The following is a 17,304-nucleotide window of genomic DNA, read 5'->3' as shown; positions in this document are numbered from 1 at the left end:
GTGTCCGCGGGGTGCTCGGTGTTCACGGGGTGGCCTCCCGCAGCCGTCGGGCCGCGTCCTCGGGGGTGACGTCGTTGACGAAGGCGTCCATGCCGGACTCGACCCCGGCCAGGTACTTGAGCTTGTCGGCGGTGCGCCGGATGGTGAACAGCTCCAGGTGCAGGGCGAGTTCGTCGCGCCGCCCGGCGGGGGCCTGGTGCCAGGCGGAGATGTAGGGGGTGCGGCCGCCGCCGAAGAGGCGGTCGAAGCGGCGCAGCAGCTCCAGGTACAGGCCGGGGAACTCGGCGCGCTGCGCCTCGTCGAGGGCGGTGAGGTCGGGCACCCTGCGGTGCGGGTGGAGGTGCACCTCGTAGGGCCAGCGGGCGGCGTAGGGGACGAAGGCCGTCCAGTGCTCGCCGGTGAGCACCACCCGGGCGCCGTCGGCGCGTTCGGCGGCGACGAGGTCCTCGAAGAGGTTGCGGCCGGTGGCGGCGCGGTGCCGCTCGGCGCGGGCGGCCATCCGTTCGGTGCGCGGGGTGGTGAAGGGGAAGGCGTAGATCTGCCCGTGCGGGTGGGCGAGGGTGACGCCGATCTCGGCGCCGCGGTTCTCGAAGCAGTAGACCTGCCGGACGCCGGGCAGGGCGGCGAGTTCGGCGGTGCGGTCGGTCCAGGCGTCGAGGACGAGACGGGCGCGTCGTTCGTCGAGGTCGGCGAAGGAGGCGTCGTGGTCGGCGGTGAAGCAGACGACCTCGCAGCGGCCGGTGCCGGGGCCGCTGGTCCACGGCCCGTCTGCCGGGTGCACCGGTGCCGCCGTCCCGGCCAGGGCGGGGAAGCGGTTCTCGAAGACGGCCACCTGGTAGTCCTCGGCCGGGATCTCGCTGAGCCGGCCGTCCCGGGACGGGCAGAGCGGGCACTCCTCGGCGGGTGGCTGGTAGGTGCGGGCCTGGCGGTGGGCGGCGATGGTGACCCAGTCCCCGGTGGCCGGGTCGAGCCGGATCTCGGAGCCGTGGGCGGGCGGGTCGAGCGGTCGGCGGTCGACGGCGTCCCGGGGGACGGCCTCCCCGCTGTCGTAGTAGATCAGCTGCCGCCCGTCCGCGAGTGTGGTCACGGTCCTGGCGGTGGGCTGGGTCAGGGTCCCGGCCATGGCCTTCGTCCCTCTCTTCGGGCTAGCTATCCGACACGAAACAACATTATCCAACATTATCCATCAGACCTGGCTGTCCGGAAGCCGTCCGCGCCTGCCATGATGGCGGTGACCGTGACCGGTCGGACCACCCCCACCCCGAGGAGGCCCCCCGATGGCTGACAGCGCCCAACCGCTCGCCGGGCAGCGCCGCGTGCTGATCCTGGAGCAGGTCCGCGCGCGCGGCGGTGTCAGGGTGACCGAGCTCGTCCGGGACCTCGGGGTGTCCGACATGACGATCCGCCGCGACCTGGACGCGCTGGCCCGCCGCGGGCTGGTGCACAAGGTGCACGGCGGGGCGGTGCGGATCGAGGCGCCGGCCAGCGGCGAGCCCGGGTTCGAGACCAAGGCGCACTGGGAGCTGCCCGCCAAGGAGGCGATCGCCCGGGCCGCCGCCGCCCTGGTGCCGCCCGGCTCGGCCGTCGGACTGGCGGCCGGGACGACCACCTTCGCGGTCGCCCGGCACCTGCGCGCCGTCGAGGGCCTCACCGTGGTCACCAACTCGCTGCGGATCGCCGAGCTGCTGGAGCAGCCCGACGAGGACGGCACGCCCGCCACCGCCACGGTGATCCGCACCGGCGGCGTCCGCACCCCCTCGGACGCGCTCGTCGGACCGGTCGCCGACCAGGCGATCCGCTCCCTGCACGTCAACGTGCTGGTCTTGGGCTGCCACGGGCTGTCCGCCGAGACCGGGCTGACCACCCCGAACCTCGCCGAGGCGGAGACCAACCGGACCTTCCTGCAGTCCGCCCGGCGGGTGGTCGTGGTGGCCGACCACACCAAGTGGAACGCGGTCGGCCTGGCCTCCTTCGCCGAACTGGACCAACTGGACGTGCTGGTCACCGACGACGCGCTGCCGGCCGAGCACCGGGCGGCGGCGGCCGGGCTGGTCGGCGAGCTGATCGTGGCAGCCTCCGGCGAGGGCGGTGCCGGTGGCGCTGCCGCTGCCGCTGCCGGTGGCAGTGCCGGCACCGGCGGCGGCGAGGCCGGCCGGGGCACCCCGTAGCGGACGCCGTCGCCGCTCACCCCGAGCTGGCCCGCACCACCAGCTCGGCCGGCAGCTCCAGCCCCTCCCCCGGCGCCCCGCCGCCCCGCACCTGGTCGAGCAGCCGCTCCACCAGCGCGACCGCGATCGCCCGCAGCGGCAGCCGCACCGAGGTGAGCGCGGGGTGCAGGTGCCGGCAGAGCGGCGTGTCGTGGAAGCCGGTGACGGCCACCCCGGCGGGCCCGACCGCCAACCCCTCGGCCCGCACCGCCTCGTAGACGTCCAGCGCCAGCAGGTCGCTGCCCGCCACGAAGGCCGTCGGCCGCTCCCGCCCGCCCAGCAGCTCCCGCACCGCCGCCACGTCCGGGCGCGCCGCCGTCACCGCGGAGAGGCCGAGCCGCCGCGCCTCGGCGAGGAAGCCGGCCCGCCGGGCGGCCATCCACGGCAGCTCCTCGGCGCGGCCGAGGTAGCCGATCCGCCGGTGGCCCAGCCCCGCCAGGTGGCGCACCACCGCGGCGGTCGCCGTGTCGTTGGCGATGTCCACCCAGTGCTGCGGTTCCCCCGGGCCGGTCCGTCCGAAGGCGACGAACGGGACGCCGACCCGGGCCGCGTGCGCGATCCGGGGGTCGTCGCGCAGCACGTCGGCGAGGACCAGTCCGTCGACCTGACGGGCCGCCACCAGTTCGTCGATGGCGGCCAGCGGGTCGGTGCCGCCCGGGGCCGGGCGGAACAGCAGCACCCGCTGGCCCCGGGCCCCGGCCGCGTCGACCAGGGCCTCCAGGAAGCCGGCCATCAGCGGGTTGGGGTCGAGGGGGTCGTCCACCGGGGCGAGGTAGCCGAGGGTGCGCCGGGCGCCGCTGCGCAGCGACCGGGCCGACTGGTCGGGCTGGTAGCCGAGCTCGCGGACGGCCGTGCGCACCCGCTCCAGGGTGTCCGGGCGGACCCGCTGGGGCGCGTTGAGCGCGTTGGAGACGGTCTGCCGGGACACCCCGGCCGCACGCGCGACCTCCTCGATCGTGGTGGCGCCGCGGCGCGGTCGGCGGGTTCCCTCGGGCATCGCAGCTCCCAGCACGGTTTCTCGGACGGCCGGTCGGTCAGACCGCCGGGCGGCGCAGGGTCAGCAGTCCACCGCGCGGCACGGGCACGACGCCCGCCCCGCCGAGGTCGATCCCGCCCTGCCGGACGATACGCCCCCGGGCGTCCTGCACGGTGGCCTCGGCCGTCCCGCTGCCGCCGGTGAGCCGGACGTCCGGGTCGGCGTCGGCGTTGGCGACCAGCAGGGTGCGCCAGCCGTCCCCGGAGACGTCCACCGGCAGCGCGGCGTAGCGGGCGACCGCGACGGTGCCGCCGCCGACGGCGGTGACCATCGGGTAGCCGAGGTCCGGCCGGGCCGGGCGCAGTTCGCCGAGCTGCAGGGTGCCCGCGTGCTCGCGGAAGACGCCGAGCCAGAAGGCGATCGCCTCGCGCTGGGCGGTGCTCTGCGCCGCGAGGTCGACGGACACCTGCGGCACCGAGAACAGCACGTTGATCAGGTGGCAGGCGATCTGCTCCGGCGGCTCGGCCGGGTGCCACATCAGCATGTCGGCGTGGACCGGGACGAGCCCGGCGGCGAGCCGCACGTCGACGGTGCGCTGGCGGTTCTCCTGCGGGCTGAGCGGGCAGTCGGTGGCGCGGATCATGGTGACGTACGGCCACAGGTCGGGGCTGACGTACGGCTGGCGGTACTCGATCATCGCCTCCGGCTTCACCGCGGCGATCCGGCGGCGGATCCCGGCGAGCAGCCGCTCCACGCCCTCGTCGACGCTCTCGCAGTCCGCTCCGGGCCCGGCGGGCGGGGCGTCGGCGCGGGCGAACCAGTCGACGAAGTCGACCTTGAGCCCGTCCATGCCCCACTCCTCGACGGCCCGGGCGAGCCGGCCGATCAGGAACTCGCGGACCTCCGGGTGGCGCGGGTCGGCGACGATCGCGCCCATGTGGGCGGCGTCGGCGAGCGCGTACCCGCCGATCCGCTCGAAGGCGGCGCTGTCCTTGCCGATGAACGGCAGCGCGTACCAGAGCAGGTACTGCACGCCGAGGTCGTGGACGCGCCGCACGTGGGCGGCGGTGTCGGGCAGCGAGACCGGCTCCCAGTCCCCGCAGTGCGCGTAGCCGCGGGTGCGGTCGGCGGTCATCCACCCGTCGTCGACGATGATGACGTCCATGCCGAGCTCCTTGCCGAGCGCGGCCTGCGTCTCCACCGCCTCCGGCGAGACGTCCTGGTGCATCGAGTACCAGGTGGAGTAGGCGGGGCGGCGGGCGGCCGGCGGGATGTCGGCCTCGCGGCCGGTCCACCACCAGGCGGCGAGGCCGGCCAGGCAGCGGGCGAAGTGGCGGCGCGAGGTGTCGATGCGGACGGTGAGCCGGCCGGCGGCCTGGGCCCAGAACCGGAACTCGCCGGTCTCCTCGAGCACTCCGGCGCCGGCCAGGACGTCGGCACGCTCGGCGGCGAAGGCGCAGAGCGCCACGTCGCCGGTGCCGATCAGGGCGGCGATCGGCGCGCCGTTGGCCAGGCTGGTGCGGCGCGGGGCGCTCCAGGCGGCGGGCAGCCAGCCGGTGCCGCGCGGCTCCGGGGTCCAGAAGGCGGTGGCGTCGACGCACGGCAGGCGCCACTCGATCCGGACCTCGCCCTCGCCCTCGGCGGTCACCTCGAGGATGCCGTCGCCCACCTCGCGGGCCGTCGCCGCGCCGCTGACCCGCAGGTCCAGGCCCTGGGCGGGCAGCGGACGCAGGCCGCCGGCCGCGGCGGGGGCGTGCGGTTCCCAGATCTCGGTCATGCTCAGCCTTTCGTGGCGCCGGCCAGCAGGCCGGAGATGAACTGCCGCTGGAGGACCAGGAAGAGGACCATCATCGGCAGGGTGGACAGCGCGGTGCCGGAGAGGATCGCGCCGTAGTCGGTGGTGCTCTTGTTGCCGTAGAGCGTCGCGATGGCCACCGGGAGGGTGTGCATCTCCGGGCTGCGCAGCGCGATCAGCGGCCAGACGAACTGGTTCCAGGAGCCGAGGAACAGGAAGATCGACAGAGCCGCCAGCACCGGCCGCATGACCGGGACGACGACGCTCCACAGGACCCGCAGCTCGCCCGCGCCGTCGACCCGGGCGGCGTCCAGCAGTTCGTCGGGCAGGCTGGTGAGGGACTGCCGCATCAGGAAGATCGCGAACGGCACGCAGAGCCCGGGCAGGATGATCGCCTGGTAGGAGTCGAGCAGGCCGAAGCTCATCATCATCTTGAACAGCGGGACCAGCATGACCTGTTCGGGCACCACGAGGGTGGAGAGCAGCAGCCCGAAGAGCAGGCTCCGCCCGCGGAAGCGGAACTTGGCGAAGGCGTAGCCGGCCAGCAGCGCGACGACCAGCGCACCGGCGGTCTGCACGCCGGCGACCAGCAGCGAGTTGCCGACGACCCGGAGCAGGCCGATCTTGTGCTGGAGGCGTTCGAGGTTGTCGCCGAGGGCCCCGCCGGGCAGCAGCTTGGGCGGCCAGTCGAAGATCTCGGAGTCCTTGCGGGTGGTGGCGATCACCAGCCAGTAGAACGGGCCGACGGACAGGCCGGTGACGCCCGCCAGCAGGAAGGTCAGCGGCCAGCCCCGCAGTTTCGTGGACTTCACTTGTCGCGCTCTCCCATCAGGCGCATCTGGACCGCGCCGAGCACCGACACCAGCAGGGTGAGCGCGTAGGCGATGGCGGAGGCGTAGCCGAAGTCGAAGTACCGGAAGCCGTTCTGGTACAGGTACATGGAGACGGTCAGGCTCGCGTTGTCCGGCCCGCCGCCGGTCAGCACGTAGGGCTCGTCGAAGAGCTGGAGCGTGCCGATGGTGGACAGCACGACGGTGAACAGCAGCACCGGGCGCAGCGCCGGGACGGTGATGGCGGTGAAGCGCCGGACGGGGCCCGCGCCGTCGACCATCGCGGCCTCGTACAGCTCCCTGGGGATGCCCTGCAGGCCGGCCAGGTAGATCACCGCGTTGTACCCGGTGTAGTGCCAGGTGAGCACCAGGACGACGGACATCCGGGCCCAGAACGGCTGCCCGAGCCAGTCGACGGTGGGCAGGCCGACGGCGTCCAGCAGCCAGTTGACCGCGCCGTGGTCGGTGTTGAGCAGGAAGGCGAACATCACGCCGGTGGCGACCAGGCCGGTGACGGCCGGCATGAAGACGCCGAGCCGCCAGACGGCCCGCCAGCGGACCAGGACGGAGTTGATGCCGACGGCCATCAGCAGGGCCAGCCCGAGCATCAGCGGCACCTGGACGACGAGGATCTGCGCGGTGTTGCCCAGCGCCGTCCAGAACAGCGGGTCGTCCAGCAGCCGACGGTAGTTGGCCAGGCCGGCGCCGCGGGTGGCGGCGCCGGATCCGGTGGTGAACGACAGCAGCAGCGAGTCGACGATCGGGTAGGCCTTGAACAGCCCGAAGGCGATCAGGGCGGGGGCGAGCAGGAGGTACGGCAGGGCGGTGCGCCGCCGCCGGGCCCGGCGGTGGGCCCGCTCGGCGGCCGGCCCGGCCGGGGCGCCGGGCCGGGTCGGGACGGCGGGTCGGGTGGCGGTGGTCATGCGATGCCGCGTCCGGTCTGCTGGGCGAGCTGCTTGGCGGCGTCCTGGAGGACGGCCGCCGGGTCGCCGCCCTTGAGGAAGACCTTGGTCTGGGCGTCGCTGGCGAGCTTGAGGGCGCGGGCGTAGTCCCCGGAGTAGTTGGTCGGGTCGCCGCCGTCGGTGGCGAGCTCGGCGAAGGTCCGCAGGACCGGCTGGCCGCCGAAGTACGCGCTGGGCTTGGCGTACATCGGGTCGCCGTAGGCCTCGGTGAGGGCGGGGAAGACGCCGCCGGCGTCGAACATGCTGTTGACGGAGGCGGGGCGGGTGAGCGCGTACTCGACGAACTTCCAGGCGGCGCGGCGGCGCGGGCTGGAGCCGGCGACGGCCAGGTGGGTGGAGTTGACCAGGGCGGTGCGCTTCCCGCCGGCGGTGACGGCCGGGGGCTTGGCGAGGCGCCAGTTGCCGCTCTGGTCGGCGAACTTGGTCTCCAGGTAGTGCGCGGCCCAGGCGGGCATCGGGGCGATGGCGAGCTTGCCGGCCTTCATCAGGGTGGACCAGCCCTGGTCGCCGGGGGCGTCGGCGACCAGCCCCGCGTCGTCGAGGCGCTTGAGGGTGGCCAGGGCGCGGACGTCGGGCTCGGAGCCGAGGGTGACCTTGCCCTGGAGGTCGAAGTAGAAGGCGCCCTGGAGCTGCATCAGGGACTGCAGGAAGTCCAGGTCGGGGCTGGGGTTGGCGGCCTTGTTGATGCCGATCAGCGAGATGCCGGGGTTGGCGGCCTTGAACCGGTCGGCGATCGCGATCAGGTCGTCCCAGGTGGCGAGGGTGGCCGGGTCGACGCCGGCCTTGTCGAAGTAGTCCTTGCGGTAGAAGAAGCCGAGCGGGTTGACCTCCCAGGGCAGCGCGTAGGCGTGGCCGTCCTTGCCGCTGACGACCGGCCACAGGCCCTTGGCGAACTTGTCGCGATGGGCGTCGGCGCCGAACGCGGAGAGGTCGGCGAGGCCGCCGGGGAACTTCTCCAGGTATCCCGGGAGGTAGTCGCAGCCGATGTGCAGGACGTCGCCGAGGCCCTGGCCGCCGGCCGCGAGGCCGACGGTGATCTTGTCCCAGATGGCGGGGTTGCCGATGTCCTGGACGTCGACCTTGATGCCCGGGTTGTCCTTCTCGAAGGCCGGGACGACCCCGCGCAGGGCGGCGGCGGCCGTGGCCCAGGACCAGACGGTGATCGTGCCGGTCTCGGCGTCCCCGCCGGAGCCGCCGCCCGAGCCGGAGTCGCCGCAGGCCGCGAGCGTGCCGCCGGCGGCCAGGGCCAGCAGGCCCGCGCCCGAGGCGCGGAGCAGGTCGCGACGGGAAAGGTGTGACATTGCATTCCTCTCGACGGGGTGGCACGAGGTGGGGGCGGAGTGAAGGGGGATGGGTGGGGCCGCTCAGGGCATCGCGGAAGCCCGGGTTCGATTTGAACGTTCAAACACACAAAAGAAACCAGAACCAAACAGGTTCGAACGGGCGGGTCACAGCAAACGCCCACCCTCCCCGCGCCGTCAAGACCCCGGCACGCGGAGAACCGGCTCCGAAACCGTTCCGTTATCCGCCCGCTCCGACCCCGGCGAATCCCCTGACAACCCGAACGAGGCCCCAGGTGATCTTCATCAGTGACAGGTCGACGTATTCGAACTACAGCTGACGCAGCGTCAAACCCGTGGTGCAGGACCTCGGGACCGCGGCGTCGGGGAAGCGGAGGACAGTGTGCGGACCGCCCGTGGCGTGGCCGCCCTGCTGGCGGTGGGGGTCCTCGCGGCCCTCTCCCTGGCCGCGGACGGCTCCGGCCCGCAGGACAGACCCGCCGAGGCAGGGGCCGCCGAGACCGCCGGGGCCGAAACCCCTGCCGCGGACGGCTCGGCCGGGGGCGCCGGGGCCGCAGCGGCCACGCCGTCCGGGCCACCCGCCCCCACACCGGCCTGGGACGGCCGGGTCAGGGTGCTCGGCGACGGCTCCACCTCCGACACCGGCCCCCAGCCCGGGCCGCTCAAGCCCGAGAAGCTGAAACCCGGCGAGAAGCCCCCGCAGTTCGTGGTCTTCTCCTGGGACGGCGCCCTGGAGGGCGACGACCACCTGTTCTCCCGCTTCCGCAGGCTCGGTGCGGAGAACAACGCCCGGATGACCTTCTTCCTCAGCGGCATCTACACCCTGCCGAAGGCCAAGCGCACCCTGTACCACCCGCCGCGGCACGACCCCGGCACCGCCTCCATCGACTTCGCCACCGACGGCCACATCAAGGACACCCTGGAGCAACTGCGCCTCGCCTGGCAGGAGGGCAACGAGATCGGCACGCACTTCAACGGGCACTTCTGCAACGCCAAGGGCGGAAAGGACTGGACCACCGAGGAGTGGCGGAGCGAGCTCGACCAGGCCGTCTCCTTCGTCACCCACTGGAAGACCAACACCGGCCTCAAGAACCTCCCGGCGCTGCCCTTCGACTACACCAAGGAGCTCGTCGGCGGCCGGGCCCCCTGCCTGGAGGGTCAGCAGGCGCTGCTCCCGGCCGAGAAGGCCATGGGTTTCCGGTACGACGCCAGCTCACCGGGCGAGTTCCAGGTCTGGCCCGGAAAGAAGGAGGGCCTCTGGAACTTCCCGCTCCAGCTGCTGCCCTACCCAGGCCGGTCGGCCCAGGGCCTCTCGATGGACTTCAACTTCCTCGCCGGCCAGTCCGGGAACACCTCCGAGGGCGACCCCAGGAAGTACGCCGCCTGGGAGAAGGAGACCAGGGACAGCTACCTCAGCGGCTTCGAACGGGTCTACAACGGCAGCCGGGCCCCGCTCTTCATCGGGAACCACTTCGAGACCTGGAACGGCGGCATCTACATGCAGGCCGTCGAGGACGTGATGAGGAGCGTCTGCAGACGCGACGGCGTCCGCTGCGTCTCCTTCCGCGAGGTCGCCGACTGGCTGGACGCCCAGGACCCCAAGGTGCTCGACAAGCTGCGCCGGCTGGACCCGGGGCAGCCCGGGGACTGGTCACGGCCGACCCGCTGACCCCGCCGTGGTGGCCGTGGTGCCGGCGCCACGGCCACCACGGCCCGCGACGGGCCCGCGACGGCGCGGGCGCCACCGGACCGCCGCCCGCCGCGGCCGGTCACCGCCCTACCGGCCGCCGGTCGCCCTGGTGTACGAGGTCCAGATCCGGCCCGGCAGCACGGAGTCCGGGGTGTCCGGGGCGGCACCGCCCACCCCCTCCAGGGAGAGCAGCTTCATGTCCTTCAGGTCCGCCCGGAAGACCGTCACCGCCGTGGACGTCCGCCCGTCGTAACCGACCCACCACCCGGCGGTGCGGTCCGGCGTGGTGCCGGGCTTCCCGGCCAGGTCGGGCCCGGCCTCCGCCGCCGGGCGGGCGCTCCCGGTGCGCACCGCGCCCTTGAGCGCCGCGTCCACCTCCCCCGCGGCGGCCGCGGGCAGCGCCCGCACCGGCGCCGGCAGGCGCAGCGCGAGCGGTTCGCCGTTGCGGGTGATCCTCAGCACCGAGTACGGGTCCGTCCGGCTGCCGCCCCCGGCGAAGGCGGTGTAGGCGCCCGCGGTCCGGATCGCGCTCGGGGTGGAGTTCCCGGCCGCGAAGGCCGGCACCAAGTCCCCCATGCTGCCCGGCAGCAGGCCCAGGTCCACGGCGGTGCGCTGCACCTGCTCCAGGCCGACGTCCATCCCGAGCTGCACCAGCGGCCCGTCGACGGACTGCTCCACCGCGTTCCTGAGGGTCACCGTGCCCCAGTCCCGGCCGCCCTCGTTCACGGTCCTCACGATCTTGCCGTCGCTGCCCCAGTACGGCCCCTCCGGGGTCATCACCTTGACGCCGTTGTCGCCGTCGTAGGTCGTCGTGGGCAGCACCGGGGTGCGGGCGCCGCCCCGGCGGCGCTGCACGCCCTGGCTGAGCCCCGCCGCGTACACCAGCGGCGTGAAGGCCGAACCCACCGGCACCGTCGTGGCGTTGGCGTTGTCGAAGCCCTGCTTGAGGTAGTCGGGGCCGCCGTACAGCGCGACCATCCTCCCGTCCAGGGCCACCGAGGCGGCACCGACCCGCAGCAGCCGGTCGGCCTCCCGGCGGCCGGGGTCGACGCCGCTGGTGGCGTCCTGCACGGCCGCGGCCAGGGCGTCGACCCGCGGCTTCTCGAAGGTGGTGAAGACCTGGTGGCCGCCGAGGTCGAACTGGGCCGCGGTGATGTCGGCGTGGCTCTCCGCGTAGCTCCTGGCCATGTCCACCAGGTAGCCGATCTGGCCGCTCAGCCCCGCCGCCCTCGGCTGCGGCCTCGGCTCGGGGAAGACCGTGTACCGGGCGCGTTCGGCGGCGGAGAGCCGGCCGACCTCGACCATCCGGTCCAGGATCCAGGACCACCTGTCCTCGGCCCGGCGGCGGTTGTCCGCGCCGATCGCCGGATCGAACTGCCCGGCCCCGTTCAGCACGGCGGCCAGGAACGCCCCCTCGCTCGGATCGAGCTCCGAGACGTCCTTGCCGTAGTACGCGGCCGCGGCCCGCTCGATGCCGTAACTGCCGCGCCCGAACCAGCTGGTGTTCAGGTACCCGGCCAGGATGTCCTGCTTGCTCATCCGGTGGTCCAGCTTGATCGCGATGACCATCTCGCGCGCCTTGCGGGACACGTCCTGGCGCTGGTTCAGGTAGATGTTCTTGACGTACTGCTGGGTGATCGTCGAGCCGCCCTGGGTGTCGCCGCCCGAGACCATCTGCACGACCGCGCGGCCGATGCCGGTTAGCGAGATCCCCGGATCCTCGTAGAAGGTCTCGTTCTCGGCCGCCAGCACGGCCCACTGCACCGGCTCCGGCACCCGGTCCAGCGGCACCTCCTGCCGGTTGATCTGGCCCACCCGCGCCATCTCGGTGCCGTCCGCCCAGTAGTAGACGTTGTTCTGCTGGGTCGCGAAGGAGTTCAGGTCCTCCGGGACGGCCGTCCGGACGAAGAACCAGGCCACCAGCCCGACCGGCGCCGCCGCCGCGGCCGCCGACACCAGGAGCAGCAGCCGCCAGGACGGCAGCCAGCGGCGCACCCCGCGCCGCCCGCGGCGCGGGTAGTCGATCCACCGACGCCGCCCGGACGTCCCGTCCCCGCCGGCCCGATCAGCACGCACAATCCCGCCTCCGACTCACTCGTGGGCATACAGACCCCCCGCAGGGACAGATGCGGTGGGGGCCCGTGCAGGGAAGCCGGGATTCGGTGTGATCATGGTCATACCGAGCGGGGCCGCCGGCCGCCGCACCGGTGCGCGCCCACCGGACAGTCCGAGGGCGGGCCGTCCCGCGCGGGGAGCTCGAGCACACCGCGGGGGTCGAGCACCCTCGCCGCAGCAGCACACCGGAGAAGCCGTGAAACTGTCCGTCGCCGTCCACCGGGCCCGCCTGGGAGCCGACGAGTTCCGGGTCGTCCGGCCCGCCCGGCCGCCGGCCCGCGCCCTGCTCGTCGACCACGACCGGTACCTGGGCGCGTACCTCGACCACACCGCCGCCCTGACCGTCGCCGGACTGTGGCTGCTCGCCGCCCGCTCACCGCGCTCGCTGATCCACCTGCCGCTGCGGGCCAACCGCCCGCCGGCCGGGGCGGAACCGGACGGCGCCGGCCGGTACCTCGACCTTGTCCTCCTGCACCACTCGCTGCGGTTCGCCCCCGCGCGCTGGAAGCAGCTGCGCGGCCGCCTCGGCCCCGGCCGCCCCGGGACCGCGGACCTGCCCGAGGCAGACCACGACGCCGGCACGGAGCCCGACTTCGCGGCCCGGCACCACCGGGAGAACCGCGACCTGTTCCACCAGCACCTCCACGCCGAGACGCTGTTCATGACCGGCAGCGCCAAGGTCTTCCGGGAGACGGCACGGCACTTCCTCGACGTCGCCCGCGAGGGCCCGGTCCACACGCCGCTCCACCCGGGACGCCCGCACTACTGCACGGAACTGCACACCAACGACGGCGTCCTCGGCAACGCCCGCGAGATCCACATCGAGTACTGCGACGCCTGGGACGCCCCGGGCAAGGCCTGAACGGCCGACCGGGGAAACCGCGCGGCGGGCCCGGCCGGCCGGGGACCCGACCACGTCGGCTTCCCCCGTGGAGAAGCGGTTCTGACCCCTCGACAGCCGGCCGGGCAGGAGAAACGATCACCGTATACTTCTGCGGCCCCGGCGGCCGCCGGGCCGGCGGGAGGGGACACCGGGAGGGGCGTCATGGAGCTTCGGGAGATCGAGATCTTCCTGACGCTGGCCGAGGAACTGCACTTCGGCCGGACCGCGGAACGGGTCCGGCTCTCCCAGGCCCGGGTCAGCCAGGCCATCAGGACGCAGGAGCGGCGCATCGGCGCCCCCCTGTTCGAGCGCACCAGCCGCACCGTGCGCCTGACCGCCGTCGGCCGCCAGCTGCGCGACGACCTGCAACCGGTCTACGCGGGCCTGCACGCGTCCCTGGACCGCGCCCGGCTGGCCGCGCGCGGCGCCACCGGCCGGCTCCGCGTCGGCATGATGCCGTTCAACGTCGTCGACCTGCACGGCTACTGGAAGGAGTTCCGCCGGCGGCACCCGCAGTGGGAGCTGGAGGTCCGCCAGCTGGTGTACCTCGATCCGTTCGGCCGGCTCCGGGACGGCGACCTGGACGTCCTCGTGGTCTGGCTGCCCGTGGAGGAACCGGACTTCACCGTCGGCCCGGTCCTGCTGACGGACCCCCGGATCCTCGCCGTGTCCGCCGACCACGAGCTCGCCGACCGGACCACCGCGCGGCTGGACATGTTCGCCGACTTCCAGCACGCCATGCCGCCCGCGATGCCGGACTACTGGGAGGACGGCTACCTGCCCTTCCACACCTCCCGGGGCCGGGCGATCGAGCGCGGCGAACCGGTGACCAACGCGGAGGAGCTGATCAACCGGGTCGGCATGGGCGAGATCGTCCACGGCTTCCCCAGCCACGTCACCCGGCACTGGGGCATGCCGAACATCCGCTGGATACCCGTCCCCGACCTGGCGGCCCTCTCCTACGCGCTGGTCTGGCGGACCGCGTCGGAGAACGAGGCGATCCGCGCGCTCGCCGACACCGTCCGCGACCTCGGCACGCACCGCTTCTGACGCTCCGTCGACGACTGCCCCCGGGTCGCTGTGGCCGCGGATCAGCGGCCGACCTCCCGGGCGCGGAAGTCCTCCACGGTCTCGCGGCGGATCAGCAGCCGCGCCCGGCCGTCCTTCACCGCCGCCACCGCCGGACGGCCCACCAGGTTGTAGCCGGAGGCCATGGACAGCTGGTACGCGCCCGCCGCGGGCGCCGCCAGCAGGTCCCCCGGCCGCAGGTCGGCGGGCAGGACGGCGTCCCGCACCAGCACGTCGCCGGCCTCGCAGTGCCGGCCCACCACGTCCACCCGGACCTCCCCGGCCGTCGACCGCCGCCCCACCAGCCGCACGCTGTACGGCGATCCGTACAGCGCCGGGCGCGGGTTGTCGCTCATGCCGCCGTCCACCGCCGCGAAGCTGCGGCCGTCCGCCGTGTGCTTCACCGACAGCACCCGGTAGACCGCCACCGCGGCCGGCCCGACCAGTGCCCGGCCCGGCTCGACGACCAGGCGCGGCACCGCCAGGCCGGCCCCGGCGCAGCGCAGCGCCAGCCGCTCCGTCACCCGGGCGGCGAAGTCCGCGACGTCCAGTTCCGCGTCCCCGGGCAGGTAGCGGATGCCGTGGCCGCCGCCGAGGTCCAGCTCGGGCAGGACGACGCCGTGCCGCTCCCGTACCTCGGCGAGCAGCCGCACCAGGGCGTCCACCGCCTCCAGGTAGGGCTCCACCGCGGTGATCTGCGAGCCCAGGTGACAGTGCAGGCCGACCAGTTCGAGCCCGGGCTGGTCCAGGACCCGGGCGATCGCCCCGGCCGCGTCGCCGCCGTCCACCGGGAAGCCGAACTTCTGCCCGCCGACGCCCGTCCGCACCGCCGGGTGGTGCCCGGCCGCGATCCCGGGCACCACCCGGACCAGCACGCGCTGCGGGGCGTCGGCGGCGACCAGCGCCGCCAGCCGGGCGATCTCCGCCGGTCCGTCGATGACGATCCGGCCGACCCTCAGCCGCCGTGCCAGCCGCAGCTCCTCCGGCGACTTGGCGTTGCCGTGCAGCAGGATCCGCTGCGGGGGGAAGCCGGCCGAGGCGGCCAGCCAGAGCTCGCCGGAGGAGCAGACGTCGAGGCCCAGGCCCTCCTCGGCGACCCAGTCGGCCATCGCGCTGCACAGGAAGGCCTTCGCCGCGTACAGCACCTCGGCGTGCGGCAGCGCCCGGCGGTAGGCCCGGGCCCGGGAACGGACCTCGGCCTCGTCCAGCACGTACAGCGGGGTGCCGAACCGCTCGGCGGCCTCGGCCAGTCCGACTCCGCCGACCAGCACCTCGCCGCCCGGGCCGGACCGCGCCGAGGCCGGCCAGGGGCCGCCGAGGGCCTCGGCGGCCGTCGCGGGGGCGGGGGTGGGGACGGCCGGGGTGCTGAGCTGGGTCATGACGGCTGCTCCTGTGGGTGTGGTGCCGGTGGCGCGCGGTCGGGTCGGTGCTCGGGGCTGTCCTCGACGGGCGTCGACGGTGCTGGTCGGTCCCACCTGGCCCCGCCTGGTCCCGCCTGGCGCGGACGGTGCCGGTCGGTCCTCGACGGTGCCGGTCAGTCCTCGACGTGCATGGCGAACCGGCAGTGCGCCGGCCGGGTGCGGTCGTGGCCGCCCTCCGGCCCGACGCCCGGCGCGGGGGACGGCTCGGGCGGCTCGGGCCGGTCCCGGCGGCCGGTGACGGGCAGCAGGCGGACGGGGCGCCCCAGCGGCGCGTCGGTGTCGGCGGTGGTGGTCGCGGTGGTCATGGTGCGGTCCCTTCGGATGGCGGCCGTGCGGCCGGGCTCCTCCAGTGGAGACCCTCCGCGCACCGGCCGCACCCGTCCTTGACGCAGGGCCTACGCCCCGGCCGCCGACCTTGACGCCGCCCTGACACCGGCCGGGTCGGGACGGGACGGACCGGCACCGGCCCGTGCCGCGGGCCGCCCGGGCGTGTGCGGGCCCCGGCGTCAGCAGTCCGTCAGGAGGTGTGCGGCGGGCGTCATGGTGGTGTCAACAGCGGTACGGACGGGCGGGTTCCGGGGTTCACTGGAGTCATCCGAAACGGGGAGTGCGGCACCGGACAGACGGAGGCGAACGGCCATGACCGGGACCACCCGAGTGATCGTCGGCCTGAACGGGTCACTGAGCAGCCTGGCCGCCCTCTACCACGCCGTCGGGGAGGCGGCCCGCGCGCGGGCGCTGCTGGTGCCCGTCGCCGCGTGGACGGCGGGCGAGCGGGGCGACCTCCGGGGGCGCGACGAGCTGGAGCACGCCGCGCGGCGGCGGCTGGACGTGGCCTTCGAGCAGGCCTACGGCGGCTACCCGTCCGGGGTGGTCGTCCACCCGCTGGTGGTCGACGCCGAGCCGGGGCCCGCGCTGGTCGGCGCCGTCACCGGGGCGGACGACCTGCTCGTCCTCGGCGCCGCCACCCGCCGCCGCCTGGAGCGCCTGCGGCACGGCTCGGTGGCCCGGTACTGCCGGCACCGCGCGGGCTGCCGGGTCGTCGAGGTGGCGCCGTCCGCGCTGCTGACCCGGCTCGAGCTCCCGGCCCGCAACGGCGCGCCGCTCCCGCTGCCGGCCCGCTGACACCCGAGCACGCCCTAGGCCAGTTCGGCGCGGATCTGCTCCGCGAAGCGGAAGGTCATGTGGCGCCGCCAGGCGGGCAGCCCGTGGATGTCGTCGAAGTACTCCTCCGCCCGGATGCCGTCCCGGACGGCCTCCTCGACGGCCGCGGCGTTGGGCCGGGGCGGGAACCAGAGCCGGATCGGGCGCACGGTGGAGGCGGTCACGGTGATGGTCAGCGAGCCGTCCACCGGGTCGACGGTGCCGATCAGCAGGGCGCCGGACCGCCCCAGCCCGTAGAGCGAGGCCTGCCGGAACGCCGTCCGGCTCTCCAGTGCGCGGGCGGGCAGCGTGATCGAGCGCAGCAGCTCGCCCGGCCGCAGGTCCTTGACGCCGGCTCCGGTGACGAACTCGGCCACCGGGACGCTGCGTTGCTCACCGGACGGGGCCCGCAGCAGGCAGCGCCCGTCCAGGGCGGCGGTCAGCGAGATCATCGGCCCGGCGGGCAGCCCGTTGCAGAGGTTGCCGCCGACGGTGGCCATGTTCCAGATCTTCCAGGAGGCGAGGAACGCCCGGCAGCACTGCTCGAACAGCGGCGCGGCCGGCCGGTCCAGCGTCTCGGCGAAGCGGGACAGTTGGGCGATCGTGCAGGTCGCGGCGATCTCCAGGCCGCCCTCGGGGGTGGGGGCGAGCGGCTCCCAGCCCGTCCGGCCGAGGTCGATCAGCCGGCGGATGTGCGGCTGCGACTCGGAGAACAGGTAGGTGCCGCCGCCGAGCCAGGCGTCGCCGGGCCGCCAGGTGCCGCCGCGGCGGGCGTCACGCACCTCCGCCACCGTGTTCAGATCCATGTCGCTGCACCGTCCCCGGCCGGTCGATTTCCTTCGGTAGGCCGATTGAAGCCGGGCCGGCCCGCCGGCACGAGTGGGCACCCGCACCAGTCGCGCCCGTCGCGACC

Annotated in this window: 15 protein-coding genes; 5 read left to right on the top strand and 10 right to left on the bottom strand. The window is 74.4% G+C overall.

The window, feature by feature from the left end:
* Positions 1-22: 22 nt before the first annotated feature.
* Positions 23-1,123, bottom strand: a complete 1,101-nt coding sequence (gene galT, locus AB0N04_RS02615; protein WP_360214838.1) for a galactose-1-phosphate uridylyltransferase — start codon at positions 1,121-1,123, stop codon at positions 23-25.
* A gap of 154 nt (positions 1,124-1,277) precedes the next feature.
* Here galT and AB0N04_RS02610 point away from each other — a divergent pair, with 154 nt between their 5' ends.
* Entirely contained in the window at positions 1,278-2,168 is an 891-nt protein-coding gene (locus tag AB0N04_RS02610; protein ID WP_360214841.1) for a DeoR/GlpR family DNA-binding transcription regulator, read from the top strand.
* Between the two features lie 16 nt (positions 2,169-2,184).
* Here the strand turns inward: AB0N04_RS02610 and AB0N04_RS02605 are convergent, their stop codons facing one another.
* From AB0N04_RS02605 to AB0N04_RS02585, 5 genes are read right to left on the bottom strand one after another with little or no spacing between them, the layout of a single operon-like run.
* Positions 2,185-3,204 carry a LacI family DNA-binding transcriptional regulator gene (locus tag AB0N04_RS02605; RefSeq protein ID WP_360214844.1) on the bottom strand — a complete coding sequence of 340 codons (1,020 nt, stop codon included), beginning with the start codon at positions 3,202-3,204 and terminating at the stop codon, positions 2,185-2,187.
* A gap of 37 nt (positions 3,205-3,241) precedes the next feature.
* Complete coding sequence (locus AB0N04_RS02600; RefSeq protein WP_360214847.1) at positions 3,242-4,960, bottom strand: glycoside hydrolase family 36 protein; 1,719 nt, start codon at positions 4,958-4,960, stop codon at positions 3,242-3,244.
* A gap of 2 nt (positions 4,961-4,962) precedes the next feature.
* Positions 4,963-5,790: a carbohydrate ABC transporter permease gene (locus AB0N04_RS02595; RefSeq protein WP_360214850.1), complete on the bottom strand. Its 828-nt coding sequence runs from the start codon at positions 5,788-5,790 to the stop codon at positions 4,963-4,965.
* Positions 5,787-6,731 (bottom strand): sugar ABC transporter permease, encoded by a 945-nt coding sequence (locus AB0N04_RS02590; RefSeq protein ID WP_360214853.1) that lies wholly within the window; start codon positions 6,729-6,731, stop codon positions 5,787-5,789. The genes AB0N04_RS02595 and AB0N04_RS02590 overlap by 4 nt, the downstream gene beginning before the upstream one ends.
* The gene (locus AB0N04_RS02585; RefSeq protein ID WP_360214856.1) at positions 6,728-8,071 is read right to left on the bottom strand and encodes an extracellular solute-binding protein; all 1,344 of its coding nucleotides are present in this window, start codon (positions 8,069-8,071) and stop codon (positions 6,728-6,730) included. The genes AB0N04_RS02590 and AB0N04_RS02585 overlap by 4 nt, the downstream gene beginning before the upstream one ends.
* 382 nt (positions 8,072-8,453) lie before the next feature.
* Here AB0N04_RS02585 and AB0N04_RS02580 point away from each other — a divergent pair, with 382 nt between their 5' ends.
* Positions 8,454-9,740: a hypothetical protein gene (locus AB0N04_RS02580; protein ID WP_360214859.1), complete on the top strand. Its 1,287-nt coding sequence runs from the start codon at positions 8,454-8,456 to the stop codon at positions 9,738-9,740.
* Between the two features lie 108 nt (positions 9,741-9,848).
* Here AB0N04_RS02580 and AB0N04_RS02575 read toward each other — a convergent pair whose 3' ends face one another.
* A complete protein-coding gene (locus AB0N04_RS02575; RefSeq protein WP_360214862.1) occupies positions 9,849-11,837 on the bottom strand; it encodes a transglycosylase domain-containing protein in 1,989 nt (662 codons plus the stop codon).
* 235 nt (positions 11,838-12,072) lie between these two features.
* Between AB0N04_RS02575 and AB0N04_RS02570 the strand changes: the two genes are divergently transcribed.
* Positions 12,073-12,738, top strand: a complete 666-nt coding sequence (locus tag AB0N04_RS02570) for a hypothetical protein (RefSeq protein WP_360214864.1) — start codon at positions 12,073-12,075, stop codon at positions 12,736-12,738.
* A 183-nt stretch (positions 12,739-12,921) separates the two neighbouring features.
* Positions 12,922-13,809: a LysR family transcriptional regulator gene (locus tag AB0N04_RS02565; protein WP_360214867.1), complete on the top strand. Its 888-nt coding sequence runs from the start codon at positions 12,922-12,924 to the stop codon at positions 13,807-13,809.
* Between the two features lie 41 nt (positions 13,810-13,850).
* Here the strand turns inward: AB0N04_RS02565 and lysA are convergent, their stop codons facing one another.
* Positions 13,851-15,206 carry a diaminopimelate decarboxylase gene (lysA, locus tag AB0N04_RS02560; RefSeq protein ID WP_360214870.1) on the bottom strand — a complete coding sequence of 452 codons (1,356 nt, stop codon included), beginning with the start codon at positions 15,204-15,206 and terminating at the stop codon, positions 13,851-13,853.
* A 155-nt stretch (positions 15,207-15,361) separates the two neighbouring features.
* Positions 15,362-15,553, bottom strand: coding sequence for a hypothetical protein (locus AB0N04_RS02555; RefSeq protein WP_360214873.1), 192 nt, complete (start codon positions 15,551-15,553; stop codon positions 15,362-15,364).
* 334 nt (positions 15,554-15,887) lie between these two features.
* On the opposite strand from AB0N04_RS02555, the gene AB0N04_RS02550 reads away from it, so the two are divergent.
* The gene (locus AB0N04_RS02550) at positions 15,888-16,373 is read left to right on the top strand and encodes a universal stress protein (RefSeq protein ID WP_360214876.1); all 486 of its coding nucleotides are present in this window, start codon (positions 15,888-15,890) and stop codon (positions 16,371-16,373) included.
* A gap of 14 nt (positions 16,374-16,387) precedes the next feature.
* On the opposite strand, the gene AB0N04_RS02545 is transcribed toward AB0N04_RS02550, so the two are convergent.
* Positions 16,388-17,197 carry an FAD binding domain-containing protein gene (locus AB0N04_RS02545; RefSeq protein ID WP_360214879.1) on the bottom strand — a complete coding sequence of 270 codons (810 nt, stop codon included), beginning with the start codon at positions 17,195-17,197 and terminating at the stop codon, positions 16,388-16,390.
* Positions 17,198-17,304 lie beyond the last annotated feature (107 nt).

The organism is Kitasatospora sp. NPDC051702, from assembly GCF_040681575.1.
In the GTDB taxonomy this organism is placed as follows: domain Bacteria; phylum Actinomycetota; class Actinomycetes; order Streptomycetales; family Streptomycetaceae; genus Kitasatospora.
The sequence above is the reverse complement of the archived record's forward strand: the minus strand, read 5'-3'. Positions and strand labels throughout refer to the sequence as shown.

Bases quoted from the DNA above. Each gene is read 5' to 3' on its own strand.
- galT (WP_360214838.1), bottom strand. From the start codon at position 1,123: ATGGCCGGGACCCTGACCCAGCCCACCGCCAGGACCGTGACCACACTC.
- AB0N04_RS02610 (WP_360214841.1), top strand. From the start codon at position 1,278: ATGGCTGACAGCGCCCAACCGCTCGCCGGGCAGCGCCGCGTGCTGATC.
- AB0N04_RS02605 (WP_360214844.1), bottom strand. From the start codon at position 3,204: ATGCCCGAGGGAACCCGCCGACCGCGCCGCGGCGCCACCACGATCGAG.
- AB0N04_RS02600 (WP_360214847.1), bottom strand. From the start codon at position 4,960: ATGACCGAGATCTGGGAACCGCACGCCCCCGCCGCGGCCGGCGGCCTG.
- AB0N04_RS02590 (WP_360214853.1), bottom strand. From the start codon at position 6,731: ATGACCACCGCCACCCGACCCGCCGTCCCGACCCGGCCCGGCGCCCCG.
- AB0N04_RS02585 (WP_360214856.1), bottom strand. From the start codon at position 8,071: ATGTCACACCTTTCCCGTCGCGACCTGCTCCGCGCCTCGGGCGCGGGC.
- AB0N04_RS02565 (WP_360214867.1), top strand. From the start codon at position 12,922: ATGGAGCTTCGGGAGATCGAGATCTTCCTGACGCTGGCCGAGGAACTG.
- lysA (WP_360214870.1), bottom strand. From the start codon at position 15,206: ATGACCCAGCTCAGCACCCCGGCCGTCCCCACCCCCGCCCCCGCGACG.
- AB0N04_RS02555 (WP_360214873.1), bottom strand. From the start codon at position 15,553: ATGACCACCGCGACCACCACCGCCGACACCGACGCGCCGCTGGGGCGC.
- AB0N04_RS02550 (WP_360214876.1), top strand. From the start codon at position 15,888: ATGACCGGGACCACCCGAGTGATCGTCGGCCTGAACGGGTCACTGAGC.
- AB0N04_RS02545 (WP_360214879.1), bottom strand. From the start codon at position 17,197: ATGGATCTGAACACGGTGGCGGAGGTGCGTGACGCCCGCCGCGGCGGC.